Annotated in this window: 16 protein-coding genes and 1 pseudogene; 11 read left to right on the top strand and 6 right to left on the bottom strand. The window is 72.5% G+C overall.

Features of this window, described 5'->3' with window-relative positions; translation table 11 throughout:
- The first annotated feature begins 118 nt into the window (after positions 1-118).
- The 7 genes from rhaS (at position 119) to OG562_RS39810 (ending at position 7,354) form a co-directional block, all read left to right on the top strand.
- Positions 119-1,201, top strand: a complete 1,083-nt coding sequence (gene rhaS, locus OG562_RS39780) for a rhamnose ABC transporter substrate-binding protein (RefSeq protein WP_266406743.1) — start codon at positions 119-121, stop codon at positions 1,199-1,201.
- A 30-nt stretch (positions 1,202-1,231) separates the two neighbouring features.
- On the top strand, positions 1,232-1,552 hold the full coding sequence (locus OG562_RS39785; protein ID WP_266406745.1) for an L-rhamnose mutarotase: 321 nt from the start codon (positions 1,232-1,234) through the stop codon (positions 1,550-1,552).
- Between the two features lie 17 nt (positions 1,553-1,569).
- Positions 1,570-2,994 carry a BNR repeat-containing protein gene (locus tag OG562_RS39790; RefSeq protein ID WP_266406746.1) on the top strand — a complete coding sequence of 475 codons (1,425 nt, stop codon included), beginning with the start codon at positions 1,570-1,572 and terminating at the stop codon, positions 2,992-2,994.
- A gap of 91 nt (positions 2,995-3,085) precedes the next feature.
- Positions 3,086-4,105: a LacI family DNA-binding transcriptional regulator gene (locus OG562_RS39795; RefSeq protein WP_266406748.1), complete on the top strand. Its 1,020-nt coding sequence runs from the start codon at positions 3,086-3,088 to the stop codon at positions 4,103-4,105.
- Between the two features lie 126 nt (positions 4,106-4,231).
- Complete coding sequence (locus OG562_RS39800) at positions 4,232-5,533, top strand: alpha/beta fold hydrolase (RefSeq protein ID WP_266406750.1); 1,302 nt, start codon at positions 4,232-4,234, stop codon at positions 5,531-5,533.
- A gap of 54 nt (positions 5,534-5,587) precedes the next feature.
- The gene (gene sigJ / locus OG562_RS39805) at positions 5,588-6,499 is read left to right on the top strand and encodes an RNA polymerase sigma factor SigJ (RefSeq protein ID WP_266406751.1); all 912 of its coding nucleotides are present in this window, start codon (positions 5,588-5,590) and stop codon (positions 6,497-6,499) included.
- Between the two features lie 24 nt (positions 6,500-6,523).
- Positions 6,524-7,354 (top strand): pentapeptide repeat-containing protein, encoded by an 831-nt coding sequence (locus OG562_RS39810; protein ID WP_266406753.1) that lies wholly within the window; start codon positions 6,524-6,526, stop codon positions 7,352-7,354.
- Here OG562_RS39810 and OG562_RS39815 read toward each other — a convergent pair.
- Positions 7,316-8,830: a cytochrome P450 gene (locus OG562_RS39815; protein ID WP_266406755.1), complete on the bottom strand. Its 1,515-nt coding sequence runs from the start codon at positions 8,828-8,830 to the stop codon at positions 7,316-7,318. The genes OG562_RS39810 and OG562_RS39815 overlap by 39 nt on opposite strands.
- Positions 8,831-8,938: 108 nt before the next feature.
- Between OG562_RS39815 and OG562_RS39820 the strand changes: the two genes are divergently transcribed.
- Complete coding sequence (locus OG562_RS39820; protein WP_266406757.1) at positions 8,939-9,547, top strand: TetR/AcrR family transcriptional regulator; 609 nt, start codon at positions 8,939-8,941, stop codon at positions 9,545-9,547.
- Between the two features lie 114 nt (positions 9,548-9,661).
- Positions 9,662-10,387, top strand: coding sequence for a DUF2470 domain-containing protein (locus tag OG562_RS39825; RefSeq protein ID WP_266409778.1), 726 nt, complete (start codon positions 9,662-9,664; stop codon positions 10,385-10,387).
- On the opposite strand, the gene OG562_RS39830 is transcribed toward OG562_RS39825, so the two are convergent.
- The 5 genes from OG562_RS39830 to OG562_RS39850 all read right to left on the bottom strand — a co-directional run bounded on the left by OG562_RS39830 (position 10,355) and on the right by OG562_RS39850 (position 15,503).
- The gene (locus OG562_RS39830; protein ID WP_266406760.1) at positions 10,355-11,629 is read right to left on the bottom strand and encodes a lactonase family protein; all 1,275 of its coding nucleotides are present in this window, start codon (positions 11,627-11,629) and stop codon (positions 10,355-10,357) included. The genes OG562_RS39825 and OG562_RS39830 overlap by 33 nt on opposite strands.
- A gap of 129 nt (positions 11,630-11,758) precedes the next feature.
- Positions 11,759-12,838, bottom strand: a complete 1,080-nt coding sequence (locus tag OG562_RS39835; protein WP_266406762.1) for a hypothetical protein — start codon at positions 12,836-12,838, stop codon at positions 11,759-11,761.
- Positions 12,839-12,884: 46 nt separating this feature from the next.
- On the bottom strand, positions 12,885-14,138 hold the full coding sequence (locus tag OG562_RS39840) for an aromatic acid exporter family protein (RefSeq protein WP_266406763.1): 1,254 nt from the start codon (positions 14,136-14,138) through the stop codon (positions 12,885-12,887).
- Positions 14,139-14,325: 187 nt separating this feature from the next.
- On the bottom strand, positions 14,326-14,820 hold the full coding sequence (locus OG562_RS39845) for an FBP domain-containing protein (protein ID WP_266406765.1): 495 nt from the start codon (positions 14,818-14,820) through the stop codon (positions 14,326-14,328).
- Between the two features lie 83 nt (positions 14,821-14,903).
- Positions 14,904-15,503: an HD domain-containing protein gene (locus OG562_RS39850; protein WP_266406767.1), complete on the bottom strand. Its 600-nt coding sequence runs from the start codon at positions 15,501-15,503 to the stop codon at positions 14,904-14,906.
- A gap of 220 nt (positions 15,504-15,723) precedes the next feature.
- On the opposite strand from OG562_RS39850, the gene OG562_RS39855 reads away from it, so the two are divergent.
- Together OG562_RS39855 and OG562_RS39860 are read left to right on the top strand one after the other, a co-directional pair.
- Positions 15,724-16,698, top strand: a complete 975-nt coding sequence (locus tag OG562_RS39855; RefSeq protein ID WP_266409779.1) for a phosphotransferase family protein — start codon at positions 15,724-15,726, stop codon at positions 16,696-16,698.
- Positions 16,699-16,776: 78 nt separating this feature from the next.
- Positions 16,777-17,034, top strand: a pseudogene (locus OG562_RS39860) (sugar kinase); the annotation flags it as partial.
- Positions 17,035-17,095 lie beyond the last annotated feature (61 nt).

Genomic DNA, 17,095 nt, shown 5'->3' on the forward strand with positions numbered 1-17,095 from the left:
CGTATCAAAGCTGCGGGTCCGCTGTGGCTGGTCGCGCCCGCGCGGCGGAGCCGCATATCGACACAGCCCCGCGCCCCTTCAAAGCTCTCACCTCAACCTCTCTCAAGAAGGACTCGCCATGTCCAAGTCATCCCTCCGCCGTGCCTGTGCGGCTCTCGCCGTCGTCTCCTCCCTCTCCCTCGCCGCGACCGCCTGCGGCGGCACCACCAAGGAGGACGTGAAGAGCGAGTCCACCGGCTCGGCGGCCTCCGGCGGCAAGGCCGACCCGAACGCGGCCACCAAGAAGGGCCTGACCGTCGGCTTCCTGCCCAAGCAGGTCAACAACCCCTACTTCACCTCCGCCGACAAGGGCGGCGAGGAGGCTCTGAAGACGCTGGGCTCCAGCTACAAGGAGGTCGGCCCCTCCAGCGCCACCGACACCTCCGGCCAGGTCAGCTACGTCAACACCCTCACCCAGCAGCAGGTCGACGCGATGGCCGTGTCCGCGCAGGACCCGGGCGCCCTGTGCACCGCCCTCAAGCAGGCCATGAGCAACAAGATCAAGGTCGTCACCTACGACTCCGACACCAACCCCGAGTGCCGCAACGCCTTCGTCTCGCAGGCCTCCGCCGAGGACCTCGGCCGCACCGAGGTGCAGCTGCTCGCCGAACAGATCGGCTACAAGGGCGAGATCGCGATCCTGTCCGCCGCGCAGACCGCGACGAACCAGAACACCTGGATCGACTTCATGAAGGACGAGCTGAAGGACGCCAAGTACAAGGACGTCAAGCTCGTCAAGGTCGCGTACGGCAACGACGACGCCCAGCAGTCCTTCCAGCAGACCCAGGGCCTGCTCCAGCAGTACCCGAACCTGAAGGGGATCATCTCCCCGACCACCGTCGGCATCAAGGCCGCCGCCCAGTACCTCTCCGGCTCCAAGTACAAGGGCAAGGTCAAGCTGACCGGCCTGGGCACCCCGAACGACATGCGCACCTACGTCAAGAACGGCACCGTCGACGCCTTCGAGCTGTGGGACCCCTCGAAGCTCGGCGCACTGGCCGCGCAGACGGCGGTGGCGCTGGTCTCGGGCCAGATCACCGGCAAGGAGGGCGAGACCTTCAAGGCCGACGGCACCACGTACACCATCGGCAAGGACGGTGTGATCAGCCTCGGCAAGCCGACCGTGTTCGACGCCAAGAACATCGACCAGTTCAACTTCTGATCCGCCTTCACCCCACGGGAGCGGTACTTCATGCAGCGCGTCTGTTTCCTGCTCAAGGTCCGACAGGACCGCCTCGCCGAGTACCGCGAACGCCACGCGGCCGTGTGGCCGGAGATGCTCGAAGCTCTCTCGGCCACCGGCTGGCACAACTACTCGCTCTTCCTGAGAGACGACGGCCTGCTCGTCGGCTACCTGGAGACCGAGGACTTCGAGGCCGCCCTCGCCGGCATGGAGGCCACGGACGTCAACGCCCGCTGGCAGGCCGAGATGGCCCCCTTCTTCGAGTCCCTCGACGGAGCCCGCCCCGACGAGGCCATGAAGCCCCTGACCGAAGTTTTCCACCTCGCATGACAACGGAGTCCCCCGAGATGAGACGACGCACTCTGCTGGCCGGCGCCCTCCTCAGCGCCGCCGCGACCCCCCTCCTCGCCACCGGCACCGCCAGCGCCGCCGACCCCGGCCCCTCGGTCACGCAGACAGGCGCCACCCAACTCGACGCGACAGCCGTCTTCTTCGTCTCCTACGACGGCCTGGTCAACAACAACTCGTTCCAGAAGAACGGCCTGTTGACCTACAAGGGCTACCAGTACGCCGCCTGGTACACCTCCACCGGCTACGCGGTCGTCGCCCGCCGCGTCCTGGGCGGCAGCACCTGGTCGACCGTCACCCTCACCCACAAGCTCAAGGCCAGCGACTCCCACAACGTCATCTCCATGGGCGTCTCCAAGGTCGACGGCCGGCTGCACCTCAACATGGACTCCCACAGCGACGGCTTCTTCTACGTGAAGTCGGTCGCCGGACTCCTCGACAACCCGGGGACCACCTCCTGGACCTCGGCCGTCTTCGGCGCCGTCCAGACCACCCTCGACGGCCTCGCGCTCACCACCCAGTTCACCTACCCCCAGTTCGTCTCCACCCCCGAGGGCAGGCTCCAGCTCAGCTACCGGGTCGGCATCTCCGGCAACGGCCGCAACGCCCTTGCCGAGTACGACGGTTCGACGTGGACCGCGCTCGGCGAGTGGAGCAGCTCCACCGGCACCTACACCAGCTCGCACGGCTCCAGCACGCTGCGCAACATGTACCTGCACGGCATCGACTACGACGTCAACGGCCGGCTGCACGCCTTCTTCACCTGGCGCGAGCAGAACGGCGCCGTGATGTGCTCCAGCGGCGGCATCACCAACCACGACACCGGTTACGTCTACTCCGACGACCGCGGCCGCACCTGGCGCAACAACGCGGGCACGCTCGTCGCCACCACCGGCACCTCGGACACCGTGGCGGTCACCGACTCCGGCCTGGTCGTCGACTCCCTCAACCCCGACCACTCCCTGATGAACCAGGAGAGCCAGTCCACCGACTCCACCGGCCTCCCGCACGCGATCATCAGCTACGTCCCCGGCCGCTTCGGCCAGTGCACCACCGACTACGTCGGCGACCGCACCGCCAACGGCCGCGCCTTCCACGTCCGCAAGAACTCCTCCGGAGCCTGGCAGAAGACGGAGATCCCGGTCGTCCTCGGCTCCAGCCAGCGCACCAAGCTGGTCCTGGACAAGTACGACAACGCCTACGCGGTCTTCCCCTTCGGCCGGATCGCCGGCGCGTCGAAGGCCTCCGGCTACACGGACTGGACGGTGCTCTTCGACGGCAGCGGTCTCAACGCCTTCGGCGAGGTCGTGATCGACGAACTGCGTGTCAAGGCCGACAACGTGCTGTCGTTCATGTATCAGGAGACATCGAGCGGAACGACCCCCTCGGCGCTCCACGTCGTCGACTTCGCACTGCCCGCATGACCCGTATCCGTACCCGAACAGGGGTGCGGCGGCATGACGGTACTGTGAAGGCCGTCCCGCCGTACCCCGTTCACCTGGAGGTCCCCGTCTGATGGCCCAGCCGGTGGGAATCAAGGACGTCGCCCGTGCCGCCGGAGTCTCCGTCGGCACGGTGTCCAATGTCATCAACCGCCCGGACACCGTCGCCACGGAGACCCGGGCCCGGGTGCTGTCCGCGATAGACCGGCTCGGCTACGTCCGCAGCGAGTCCGCGCGCCAGCTGCGCGCGGGCCGCAGCCGGATCATGGGCCTGCTCGTCCTGGACATGGGCAACCCCTTCTTCGTGGACGTCGCCCGAGGCGCCGAGCGGGCCGCCCGGGACGCCGGGCTCGGCGTGATGGTCTGCAACAGCGCCGAGAGCGCGGGCGAGGAGGCCGAGTACCTGTCGCTCTTCGCCGAGCAGCGGGTGCGGGGCGTGCTGCTCACCCCGGCCGACGCCACCGGCCGCAACATCGAGTCCTTCCGTCGGCACGGCATCCCGTTCGTGCTGGTCGACCGGGTCTCCGACGGCACCACCGAGTGCTCGGTGTCGGTCGACGACGTGGCCGGCGGAGCGCTCGCCGTCCGGCATCTGATCGACGCCGGACACCGCTCCATCGCCTACGTCAGCGGCCCGCCCGGCTTCACCCAGGTCCGCGACCGCCGCACCGGCGCCCTGAACGCGCTCGCCGAGGCGGGCCTCGGCCCGGAACAGCTGCGCGAGCTGCCCACCGAGCGGCTCGACGTCGCCGCAGGGCGGGACGCGGGCGCCCGCCTGCTCGGCCTCGCCGACCGCCCGACCGCCGTGTTCTGCGCCAACGACCTGCTCGCCCTCGGCGTCCTGCAGGCCATGTACGCGGCCGGCGTCGGCGTCCCCGACGACCTCGCCATCGTCGGCTACGACGACATCGAGTTCGCCGCCGCCGCGGCCGTCCCGCTCACCTCGGTCCGCCAGCCCGCCGTCACCATGGGCGCGCTCGCCGCCGAGCTGCTGCTGGAGGAGACGGAGGAGAACGCCGGCCGGCACGAGCACCGGCGGGTGGTCCTCCAGCCGGAACTGGTGGTGCGCAGGTCCAGCCTCTCGGCGCGCTGAGCAGCCGTTCAGCGACCGCTGAGCGCCCGTTCAGTAGGCGTTCATGATCCCCCGGGCTCCGGCGCGGCCCGGACATGTGCTGAACTGGGTCGCGGCCCGTACACCGAGCGTCCCAGGAGACCCCTGTTGTCCCTCAGCTACCGCCAGCCCGGCGTCGTACTCACCGACCGCCGCTTCACCGTCCCCCTCGACCACGCCGACCCGGCCGGGGAGACCATCGAGCTGTACGCCCGCGAGGTCGTCGCGAGCGACAAGGCCGACCAGGACCTGCCCTGGCTGCTCTACCTCCAGGGCGGCCCCGGATTCGGCGCCCAGCGGTTCGTCGGCCGCCCCGCCTGGCTCGGCCGGGCGCTGGAGGAGTTCCGCGTCCTCCTCCTCGACCAGCGCGGCACCGGTCACTCCACACCGGCCAACCGTCAGACGCTCCCGCTGCGCGGCGGCCCGGCCGAGCAGGCCGACTACCTCGCGCACTTCCGCGCCGACGCGATCGTCCGCGACTGCGAGCTGATCCGCGGCCAGGTCACCGCCGGCGCTCCCTGGACCGTCCTCGGCCAGAGCTTCGGCGGCTTCTGCACGGTCGCGTACCTCTCCACCGCCCCCGAGGGGCTGACCGCCGCGCTGATCACCGGCGGGCTGCCGTCCCTGGACGCCCACGCCGACGACGTCTACCGCGCCGCCTACCCGCGCATGGAGCGCAAGGCGGCCGCGCACTACGCCCGCTACCCGCAGGACGTCGAACGGGTCCGCCGCATCGCCGATCACCTGCTCCAGCACGAGGTGACCCTCCCGGGCGGCTACCGTCTGACCGTCGAGGCCTTCCAGACCCTCGGCATCCTCCTCGGCTCCGGCGAGGGCAGCCACCGGCTGCACTTCCTCCTCGAGGACGCCTTCGTGCCCACCCCGCAGGGCCCGGCGCTGTCCGACGCCTTCCAGGAGGAGATCCAGAGCGTCCTCTCGTACGCCGGACACCCCCTCTACGCCCTCGTCCACGAGGCGATCTACGGCCAGGACGCCCGCCCCACCGGCTGGGCCGCGGAGCGGGTGCGCGCCGAGTTCCCGCAGTTCGACGCGGCGAAGACGCTGGCCGGCGACGGACCGGTGCTGCTGACCGGGGAGACCGTCCACCCCTGGATGTTCGACTGCGACCCCGCGCTGCGCCCCCTGCGCGAGACCGCCGACCTCCTCGCCGCCCGCACCGACTGGACCCCCCTCTACGACCCGGCGCGACTCGCCGCCAACGAGGTCCCGGTCGCGGCGGCGGTCTACCACGACGACCTGTACGTCGACACCGCGCACTCCCTGGCCACCGCCCGCGCCGTCCGCGGTCTGCGCACCTGGGTCACCGACGAGTTCGAGCACGACGGCGTCCGCGCGGGCGGCCCCCGCGTCCTGGACCGCCTGCTGGCGCTGACCCGGGACGAGGTCTAGAGGGGCTTGGCGGTCAAGCTGTTCAACCGATAGTCGATTCGCTCAGGGGGAGCTGTGAACGACAAGGAAGCGCTGGCGGAGCGGTTCGAGGAGCACCGGGCGCATCTCAAGGCCGTCGCCTACCGGATGCTCGGCTCGCTCACCGAGGCCGACGACGCCGTCCAGGAGACCTGGCTCCGACTCAGCCGCGCCGACACCGACGACGTACACAACCTCGGCGGCTGGCTGACCACCGTCGTCGGCCGGATCTGTCTGGACCTGCTGCGCTCGCGCACGGCCCGCCGCGAACAGCCGATGGAGGCCTACGACGCCTTCGTCCCCGACCCGGTGATCGCCCCCCTCTCCTCGCTCGCCTCCCTCTCCCGGACCGACCCGGAGCAGGAGGCGCTGCGGGCCGACTCGGTGGGGCTCGCCCTGCTGGTCGTCCTGGAGACCCTGGACCCCGCCGAGCGTCTCGCGTTCGTGCTGCACGACCTGTTCGCCGTGCCCTTCGACGACATCGCGCCGCTGGTGGAGCGCAGTTCGGCCGCGACCCGGCAGCTCGCCAGCCGCGCCCGGCGCCGGGTGCAGAGCGCGACGCCGTCGGCCGAGCCCGACCCGGTCCGGCAGCGCACGGTCGTCGACGCCTTCCTGGCGGCCAGCCGGGCGGGCGACTTCGAGGCGCTGCTGTCCGTCCTCGACCCGGACGTGGTGCTGCGCGCCGACTCCGGGGCGGTGCGCGGCGCGGCCGCGTCCAAGGTGGTGCACGGTGCACGGGCGGTCGCCGGACAGGCCCTGCTCTTCCGGCAGTTCGCGGCCCAGCGGCGGTTCGTGCTGGTCAACGGCGCGGTCGGGATCGTCAACGTCGTCGACGGGCGGACGCAGTCGGTCATGGGCGTCACCGTCGCCGACGGCAGGATCGTCGCCCTGCACATCCTGGCCGACCCCGAGCGCCTGGCCCGGCTGGATATCCCGGAGGCAGAATGACCGCAGGTCAGTAGGGTGGAGGGCATGCCAGACCAGAGGGTGGAGCGCGGCGAGCTGCGCGGTGACTGCGGGAACTGCTTCGGGCTGTGCTGTGTGGCCCTGCCCTTCGCCCGCTCCGCGGACTTCGCGATCGACAAGCCGGCCGGCACGCCCTGCCCCAACCTGGGCGAGGACCACCGCTGCGGCATCCACACCCGGCTGCGGCAGCGGGGGTTCACCGGCTGCACGGTCTACGACTGCTTCGGCGCCGGGCAGAAGGTCTCACAGGTCACCTTCGGCGGTCAGGACTGGCGTACGGTCCCGCGGGAGGAGTCGCGTCGGATGTTCGACGTGTTCCCCGTCGTACGGCAGCTTCACGAGCTGCTGTGGTACCTGGCCGAGGCGCTCGCCCTGCCAGCCGCCCGGCCGGTTCATCCGGATCTGCGCCGGGCTCTCGACCGTACCGAGGAACTCACGCGCGGGACGCCCGACGAGCTCGGCGCGCTCGACGTCGGCGCGCATCGGCAGGAGGTCAACGTGCTTCTGCTGCGGACCAGTGAGCTGGCGCGGGCCGGGGTACGCGGAAAGAAGAAGCAGCGGCGGGGAGCCGATCTCATGGGCGCCCGGCTCAAGGGGGCCGATCTGAGTCGGGCCGATCTGCGCGGCGCCTACCTCATCGCCGCCGACCTCACCGGGGCCGACCTGCGCGGTGCGGACCTGATCGGCGCCGATCTGCGGGACGCCGACCTCACGGACGCCGATCTGACCGGGGCGTTCTTCCTCACCCAGCCTCAGCTCGACGCGGCCCGGGGCAGCGTCGGGACCAGGCTGCCGGAGTCAGTCGCCCGTCCCGTGCACTGGACAGCCGGGCTCTGACGAACGCTCGTCGGGGACCGAGACCGGTGCGGGTGCGGTCGGCGCGGTGCGCCGCTCCAGGTGCAGCTTCAGCCCTTCCGGCATCAGCGTCAGCCGTTCGGTGACCCGCAGCCGGTAGCTCGGGTCGGGCCGCAGCTGGTAGCGGCGCAGCAGCAGCCCGAGCACCAGCGTGGCCTCGTGCAGCGCGAACTGGCGGCCGATGCAGGCCCGCGCCCCGGTGCCGAACGGCTTGAAGGTGTGCGGGGCGCGCGCCCGTACCGCCCCGGCGTCGAAGCGGTCGGGGTCGAAGCGCTCGGCGCCCTCGCCCCACACCTCGGGATCGCGGTGCAGCATCGGCGTCAGGACCAGCGCCCATCCGCCCCGCCGTATCGGGTGGACCCCGGCCAGTTCGGTGTCCCGGGTGGCCTCGCGGGCGTACGCGGGCGCCGTCGGCCACAGCCGCAGCGCCTCGTCGAGCACCCGCCGCACGTACCGCAGCTTGGCGACCTGCTCGTAGCCCGGCGCCTGCGCGTCGCCCCACACGTGGTCTACCTCGGCGAGGGCGCGGGCCGCGACGTCCGGGTGGCGGGCGAGGTAGTGCAGCGCGAAGGACAGGGCGCCCGAGGTCGTCTCGTGTCCGGCGACCAGGAAGGTGATGACCTGGCGGCGGACGTTCTCCGGGGAGAGCCGCTCGCCGGTCTCAGGGTGGGTCGTCTCCAGCATCCGGTCGAGCAGGTCCCCGTCCCCGCTCGCCGCCCGGCGGGTGCGCACGAGGTCGTCGACCGTGCGGTTGAGGTAGGCGATGTCGGCCTCGTTGCGGCGGGTCGCGGCGCGCAGCAGCAGCGGGGCCAGCGGTGAGGGCACGGTGTTGAGGCGCTGTGCGTAGCTGAGCGTGCCCACCATCGCCGTCACGAAGGGGTGCAGGCGGTCGCGCTCGAAGGAGCCGAAGTCGTGTCCGAACCCCGTGCGCGCGATCGTCTCCAGGGTCAGCTTGGTCATGTCGCCGGGCACGTCCACCGCCCGGCCGGCCGCGAGTTCGCGGTCCCAGCGGTCCGTCAGCCGCTCGGCCACGGCCAGCATCATCGGGTGGTAGCCCGCCATCGCCTCGCGGCTGAAGCCGGGGGCCAGGACGTCGTGCGCCAGTTGCCAGTGGGGCTCGTGGTTGTACGCCGTGAACAGTCCGTCCCCGGCGAGGGGCCGCAGGTTGGCGACCCCCAGGCCCACGTGTTTGGCGAACCGCGACTCGTCCGCCATGTCGGCGACCAGGTCAGCGCCCCAGACGAACACGAACTCCCTGCCGAAGGCCTTCCGGCGGAAGATCGGCCCCAGCTGCCGGGCGTAGCGGAGCGAGTCCTGTATCGGAGTGCGCCGGTCGGCGCCGAGGACGTCACCGAGCAGCGGGACCCGGCGCGGGGGATGCGGGATGCGGTCCAGGCGAGGCCAGCCCTGCTCGGCGCCCCGGAAGCCCTTCGGCAGCGCGGTCGTCGTCTCCGCCATGACGCGATCTCCCTTGATCCTGCGGCAGGTTGAGCCTGTTGTACGTCGGTTCAATAGCGTGTCTCAGTCTGATCCCGCTGTTGAACCGACGTCAAGTAAAGTGCGGGAATGGCCGCGAACCAGACTGAGCCCACCCGGCGCCGACTCAGCACCGAGGCGCGCAGGGAGCAGCTCCTGACGGTGGGCGCGCGACTGTTCTCGGAGAGTCCGTACGACGAGGTCTGGATCGAGCAGGTCGCCGAGATCGCCGGCGTCTCGCGCGGACTGCTGTACCACTACTTCCCGAACAAGCGGGACTTCTTCGCGGCCGTCGTCGAGCGCGAGAGCGGGCGGATGCTGCGGATGACGGCGGCCGTGCCGGGCGTGCCGGTGCGCGAACAGCTCTCCGCCGGTCTGGACGTCTATCTGGAGTACGTCGAGACCCATGCGCACGGCTACCGGGCCTTCCACCGTGCGGACGCGGCCGGCGACCAGGCCGTGCGCAAGGTCTACCAACGGGCGCTCGCGGCGCAGGAGAACCAGATCCTCGCGGCGCTGGCCGCCGACCCCGAGTTCGGCCCGCTCTTCGAACAGCGCCCCGACGTACGGCTGGCGGTGCGCGGCTGGCTGGCGTTCACCACGGCCGTCTGTCTGGAGTGGCTGCGGGGGGCGGACCTGTCCCGGGAGCAGGTGCGGGAGTTGTGCGCGCGGGCGCTGCTCGGGGTCATCGCCCGCTGAAAGGCGCCGCACAGGATCGCTCGAGCCGGTTGGCGTTCACCCCGATCTCCGATAGGTTAGGCAAGGCTTACCTAAGGAGGTTCCGAGATGGGTGACATGGGCGATCTGCGCGACATGGGTGACGGTCACAGCTGGACGGCCGCGCCCGCGGCGGCCGAACGGGCCCGTTCGGTGCTCGCCGCCGCGTGGTCCTGCGCGGTGACCGCGGACGGCGGCCGCGAGGAGTTCGTCGGCGCGCACACCGTGGACGAGGACGGGCGTGTACGGCTGAGCGTGCCCGAGGACAGCGCCCTGCTGACGGCGGCGATCTGCGCGCCCCGCGGCGAGCCGTCCGCCGTGCTGGAGTTCGCCGACGTCGCGCCCGTCCCCGTCCGCAGCCGGATCCGCGCCCGGCTCTGGCTCGCCGGCTGGTTCGTCCCCGAGGACGGCTGTCTCGCCTTCCAGCCCACCCGCGTCGTGCTGAAACCGCCCACGGGCGCGGTCGTCGTCGGCCTCGAGGAGTTCGCCGCCGCCGCACCCGACCCCCTCGCCGCCGCCGAGGCCCAGCTGCTCACCCACCTCGCCGACGCCCACCCCGACGCCGTCGAACGGCTCACCCGGCTCGTCCGGCCCGAGAGCCTGCACAGCGCCGTCCGCGTCCAGCCGCTCGCCGTCGACCGGCACGGACTGACGCTGCGCATCGAGCGCTCCCGCACCCACGGCGACGTACGACTGCCGTTCCACGCGCCCGCCGACGACGTGTCGCAGCTCACCGAGCGCATGCACGTCCTGCTCACCCAGGCGGCCGCCGCCTCCTGCCCCCGCGCCCTACAGCGGCAGCGCACAGACGGCGACGGGTGAGGCGAACGGCTCGCCCGCGAGGCGCAGTTCACCGCTCGCGCCGTCCACGCGGAAGACGCTGACGGTGCTGGAGCGCTGATTCGCCGCGAACAGCAGACCGCCGTCCGGCGAGAGGGCGATCTGCCGCGGGAAGTCGCCTTCCACCGCCACCGTGTCGAGCAGCCGCAGCCGGGCCCCGTCCGCCTCCACCGCATAGCGCGCGAGGCTGTCGTCGCCCCGGTTGGCCAGATACGCGTACGCCCCGTCCGGCGTGACCACCAGCTGCGCCGGGTAGTTGACGTCCGCCGTCGCGCCCGTGGACTGCGGCGCGCCGATCGTCAGCCGGCCGCTCGCCGGCTCGTAGGCGCAGACCGCGACCGTGTCGTCCGCCTCGTTGGCGAGGTAGGCGTGCCGGCCGCCGGGATGGAACGTGAGGTGCCGCGGACCCGCGCCCGGCCGGGTGTGCGCCTGCGCGACCTCCGTCAGCGTCCCCGACCTCTCGTTCAGCCGGTACGTGTACACCGTGTCCGTGCCCAGATCGACGGCGAGGACGTGCCCGCCGTCCGGCGCGGTGACGAACTGGTGCGCGTGCGGCCCCCGTTGACCTGGACCGGGCGCCGGACGACGGTGCGTGACCAGATCCGTGCGCTCGCCGAGCGCCCCCGAGGCGTCGATCGGGTGCACGGCCACCGTCCCCGAGCCGTAGTCGGCGCTCAGCAGCCAGCGCCCGCCCGGATGCACGGACAGATGACAGGGCTGCGCCCCGCCCGTCGCCAGGCTCCCGAGGACCCTCCGGTCGGACAGCCGTACGGCGGTCACCGCACCCCGCTCCCGTTCGTTCACCGCGTACAGCGTCCCGCCGTCCGGGTGCACCGCGAGGTACGACGGGTCCTGGACGCCGGTCACCGTGCGGCCGCCGGTGATCCGCCCCGACGCGGGGTCGTAGGAGGCGACGCCGATGCCCGTGCCGCCGCCCTGCGCGGAGGTGTAGGTGCCGAGGTAGAGCGGGCGGGGGCCCAAGGGGCGAGCCGATGCCTCCGGCGCGGACGACGAGACCGAGGGGGAGGGGGCGGGGGACGGCTGCCGGGACGGTGTGGCGCCTTGCGCCCGCTCCCCGCCCTGCGGGGCCCGCGCCGACGCGCTGTCGTCCGCGCCGCAGCCGGCCAGGGCGGAGGCCGCGGTCGCGCCGCCCAGCGCGCCGAGCGCACCGACGAAGCGGCGCCTGCTCCACCTGCCGCCCGTCCCGCCCGTACCACTGCCCATGCCCGCACCTCTGGTCGTCGTACGCCCCGGTCGTGACAGCCACCTTGACCCGGAACGGGCGTCGAACGCAAAAGCGGAAGGCCGGGCACCGGTCGGCCCGAGGCCCCCTCAGCCGCTCTGCCGGTCGCTCTACCAGTCGCCGTCCTCCACCGGCTTGCCCGGCGCGTCCTTCAGCGGGTGCACCTGGCCCGGCGCGGGCGGCTGCCAGGGGTCCAGGTCGTCCCCGAGCCAGTCGCCGACCGGCTGCACCGCGCCCAGCTGGTCGGTGGGGGCGAGGTCCTGGGCGTCCTGGTCGTAGTAGTCGTACCAGGGCAGGCCCGCCCGGGTGTACGCGGCGCGGTCCACCGGGGACGGCGGGGCGGGCTCGCCGGTGATGCGACGCCACTCCGGGGGCGTCACCAGATGCACGAAGACCCGCCCGGCGGGCGTCGAGGCATAGTGCCGGGTGGGACGGTCGTCCTTGAACACCTCCTGCCGCATCGAACCGCCCACGCCCAGGCCCATCGCGGCGGCGGCCCGGGGCGCGCCGCCCGGAGCGGGGGGCGCCGCACCCAGACTCGGCGGAGGCATCGCGCCCGGGGCGGGCGGAGCGCCGTAGACCGTCTTCGTGCTCTGCGTCCGCAGCGACCGCTCGCGCTCCGCCGCCGCCCGGCGCTCGGCGGCCAGGCGTTCGGCCTCGCGCCACTCGGCGTGCTTCTCCTCGTTCAGCGGGAACGACTGCAGCTGGATCCCGCCCCAGACCTCCTCGCCGGTGACCTGACCCTCCACGGTCGCGCCCAGCCCCAGCGGCACCGCCACGAACTGGCGCACCGTGCCCTTCCCCGAGTTGATGCCGTCCAGCCAGGGCTGGCGCGGCAGCGCGACATAGTTCTGCGGCCGCGCGGAGAGCCGGTCGCTCCACGGCTCGCCGGAGACCGCGCACACCTTGCCCACCCCTACCTGCAGCGCGGCGGGCTCCGTGGAGCCCCCGAAGCTCAGCCACATGGCCTCGCGCAGATACACCGGCAGCAGCACGCCGCCGCGCGCGAGCCACTCGGCGGGCGCGGTGTTCGGATAGTCGGCGACCCGCCGCACCGGGAACGTGCCCAGGCCCGGCGGCAGCGCGTGCGTGCCGCTCTCCGGCAGACGCAGGGTGCGGACGAACCGCACCGACACCCCGCCCGGCAGCTTCAGTGTGTCCCCGTTGATCCGTACGGCGCTGTCGGCCATCCGCGTGCTCCCCTCGTCGACGTGCACGTCATCCCGATCGTGTACGTCACCTAGAACGACCGGGGGCGGCCGCGCGGTTCCGCCGCAGCCGGTCCGGAACCCGCACCAGGGCGCGCAGCCGGTACAGCCACGGCAGCCGGTCGCGCTCCTCGCGCGTGCAGCGGTCCAGCTCCTCCAGAAGCCGGCGGGAGCGGTGCTCGGTGTCGAGCTCGTCGAGGATGCGGTTGACCTCGGTCAGCACCGCGCCGTGCAGCTGCCACTGGCGGGCGTCGTGCTGGAGCTGCTCCAGCAGCAGCTGGGCCAGCTTGTCCCGGGTGGCCGCGGCCTGCCGCAGCTCCGCGGTGAGCCGGGCCTCGGCGGCGTCCGCGTTCTGGCTGACCTGCGTGGTGACCAGCACCGCGAAGCTGACCACCGCGTCGGCGATCTCCGACAGCAGCCGCTCCACCGCGGCGCCGGTCTCGGGCGCGAACAGCGGCTCGGGTTCGCGCTCCTTGGTGAGGTCGGTGAGGGTGCGGGCCAGCACCCGCAGGACGACCGTGCAGATCTCCAGGGTGTCCAGGCCGGTGCGCAGCACCACCCGGTGCAGCAGGCCCTCGCGCACCCGGGGGTTGAGCCGCAGGCTCTCCTCGGCCTGCCGCAGGGCCGCGTCGACCCCGACGATGTCGTGGTCGAGCCGGCGCGCCTCGTGCAGCCGGGCGGCCGCCTGCTCCACGGGCGTACGGCCCGAGGCCTCCTCCCCGATGCGCAGCATCAGCTGGCGCAGCCCACGGGCCAGCCCCTCGATCGACTCCCCCGCCTCCTCCACCCACACCGGAGGGGGCAGCAGCAGATTGCAGCCGAGGCCGACGACCGCGCCGATCAGCGTCTCCACCACCCGGGCCCAGGCGGTGTCCCCGACCGTGGTCACCCCGAGCACCAGCATGGCGCTGATCGCCACCTCGGGCACGTACTCGTCGACGCGCACCAGATGTCCGACGGCCAGCGAGGCCACGATGAGCAGGGCCAGGCTCCACCAGGTCAGACCGACCAGCAGGCTGAAGGCGATGGCGACCAGGACGCCGGCCACCACCGAGTTGACCCGCCGGATGCCGTTGGTGAGCGTGGCGTACAGGGTGACCTGGACGACCAGCAGCGCGGTCAGGGGCGCGGTCAGCGGGGCGGGCTCAGGACTGAGGTGCAGCGCCACGACGTACGCCACCGTCGCCGCCGCGGCGGATCGCAGGGCCTGGACGACCACGGGTTCCCGGTGGCGCCGCATGAACCGCACAAGGGGCGCCGCCCGCTCACGTACATCTCGCATCCCCAGTCCAGTTCCCTTTCCCCGTCGGCCCGGAACGTTTCTGCAGCATCTTGCGCCACTCGACGGGGAACTCGGCTCCCTTGAGGACGGTGACTGTCCGCGACGGAGCCTAGACGGTCCCGACCAGGCAGGGAAGGCCGGGCGGGGCCCGGCAGGAGCGCCGGGCCGGGAGGGTGGGCGGGGAAGGTCAGGCGTACAGCCTGTCGAGGAAGGCCGACAGGTTGCCCGTCGTCCGGTCGATCTGCTCCTCCAGGGTGAGGCTCTCCTCGAACCGGCCCCCGGACGCGGGGACCTTCCTGCCGCGCAGGTAGAGGGAGCAGTCGAGGTCCGTGCACATGTACAGACCGACCGAGTTGCCCTCGCGGCCCGCCGCACCCGTCTTGCGGGCCGTCATCAGCGAGACTCCGCCGCCCGGATGGGTGGTCAGACAGAGCGAGCACATGCTGCGGTGCAGGAGGCTGCGCCGCGACGACGGGAAGCGCAGGGTCACGCCGACGAGCCGGTCCTGCCGTTCGGCGACGAGGTAGCTGCGGTCGGGCGCGCCGGGATCGCGCCAGCCGAGGAAGTCCAGGTCGTCCCACGGTCGTTGGTCGAGATCGCGGGGGACGGCCAGGCGGGCGGCCTCGCCCTTGGAGCAGTTGACGAACGAGGTGCGAATGTCGCGCTCGGTGAGGGACTTCATGGGATGTCTCCGGAAGCTCGGCTAAAACCTAGAGGTATTAGGTTAGGGAGCCGTGGCACGCGCGGGCCAGTGAATTTCCCGGTTCACCCCTGCACAGGGTGGAGCGCCTGCCAGGCCAGCCGTCGGTCCGCGCCCTCGCCGACGTCGGTGAGGAACTCGTCCAGGGCCAGGAACTCCTGCCAGACCGGCCGCCCGCTCGCGCGCGACAGCTCGGCCACGACCAGGTCCTCCAGGGCCGCCACCCGCTTGTTCTTCCACACCTTGTCGGCCAGGCTCACCAGCAGATCCTCGACGCCGACGCCGGAGGCCTCCCAGGAGGCATGGGTCCCGGCGAAGCGCGCCAGCTCGGGACGGACCCCGTGCGCCAGCAACAGCTCCCGCCCGGCCTCCTCGTGCCGGGCGCCCGGACCGGACAGCTCGCCCGGGTGCAGGACCTTGCCGACGTCGTGCGTGGCCGCGCCGAACAGCACGGCCTCCCGGTCCACGGCCAGCGCCGGGCAGGACAGCCCGACCCGGTCGAGGAGTTGTGCGGCCACGTCGTGCACGGCCCGCAGATGGGCGACGAGCCGGGGCGGCGCGCCGATTTCCGCCAGCAGCTCGGCGACGGCCACGGGGAGCGGGCGCAGCGACGGGTCCGACGTCTCGTCCAGGGCGATCGACAGCACGTGCGGGGTGGTGGTCACCGGGCCAGGGTAGTCAGCCGGTCCGGTGTGAGGGACGGCGGCCGGACACCGTGACCGGCCGTCCGGGACGCGTTCCGTACCCTGTACCGGGACCGCGCGCCCGACGCCGACGCCGACGGCCCGGCCGTCGAGACGCGGCTCAACGGGCTGATCGGGGAAGGGCGTTGCGTCGAGGGCGGGTACGCGGCCGGCTGACCGAGGGAGAAGGGGTGGGCGCATGGTGAGGGACTCCTGGGAGCGGGCCCGGAGCGTGCTGGAGGCCGCGGGCGTCCCGCCCGACCGCCTCGCCGGTGTCCGTCCGCTCAGCGGTGGCACGTACAACACCGTCGAGGAGCTTCGCCTCACGGACGGCAGTCGCTACGTGATGAAGGTCGCCCCCACTGCGGTGGGCCTGCGCTACGAGAGCCGACTGCTGGTCGGGGAGGCGGAGTTCTGCCGCGGTGCGGCCGAGGCCGAGGTGCCGGCGCCCCGGGTCGTGACCCTCGACGGGCCACGGCTGCTGCTGACGCTGTGCCCGGGCGACCCCTGGGACGGTTCGCTCACGGCCGCCGAACAGACGCGGCTGCGCACGGAGCTGGGCCGTCAGGTCGCCCGACTGCACGAGGTGACCGGGCCCGGGTTCGGCTACCCGACCGGCGCGTTCGGCCCGCTCGCCCCCGACTGGCGCACCGCGTTCACCGCGATGTTCGACGCCATCCTGGCCGACGCCCGCCACTACGGAGCCCGACTGCCCCGCCCCGCCGACGAGGTGGCCGCCGTCGCCCGGGCCGCCTACGACGCCCTCGACGAGGTCACCGTCCCGCGCCTCGTCCACTTCGACCTGTGGCCCGGCAACATCCTGGTCGACCGCGCGGACGGGGACGCCCGCATCGGCGGTCTCATCGACGGCGAGCGGATGTTCTGGGGCGACCCGCTCGCCGACTTCGTCTCCCTGGCGCTGCTGGGGGACATCAGGAAGGACGAGGCGTTCCTCGAGGGCTATCGCGGGGCCGGAGGGCGGGCGGTGTTCGACGCGTCCGCCCGCCTGCGGCTCGCCCTCTACCGCACCTACCTCTACCTGATCATGCTCACCGAGACGGTCCCACGGGCGACCGGCGCGGATCACGACCGCTGGGTGCAGGAGGCGGTCGCCCCGGAGCTCGTCGTCGCGCTGGACGAGATCGCCGACGCGGACGTCTCTTGGCTCACACCGTGAACTAAGGGGCGGAGAACAGCGCGCCAGGGCCACCCGCAAGGGTATGCCGCAGGTCGGGCAAGGCATGAAGGGAGCCGCATGGCGGTGGGGAACGGGCGCACGGTGCGCGATCTCAGGCGGGCCAACCGCACGGCCGTGCTGCAGCGGCTCTACTTCGGACCCCTCAGCCGCTTCGAGCTCGGCCCGGCCACCGGACTGAGCTCCGGCTCGGTCAGCAACGTCGTCGGCGACCTGGTCGCCGACGGGCTGGTCGCCGACGGGCTGGTCGAGGAGGCCGGCAGCGTCGACTCCGACCGCGGCCGTCCCCGCACCCTGCTGCGCGGCGCCCCCAGAACCCGCCTGGCGCACAGCACTGGAGGAACGCGCCCCGAGAGATCAGTCAGATCAGTGAGGCTCC

This window comes from Streptomyces sp. NBC_01275, from assembly GCF_026340655.1.
Classification (GTDB): Bacteria; Actinomycetota; Actinomycetes; order Streptomycetales; family Streptomycetaceae; genus Streptomyces.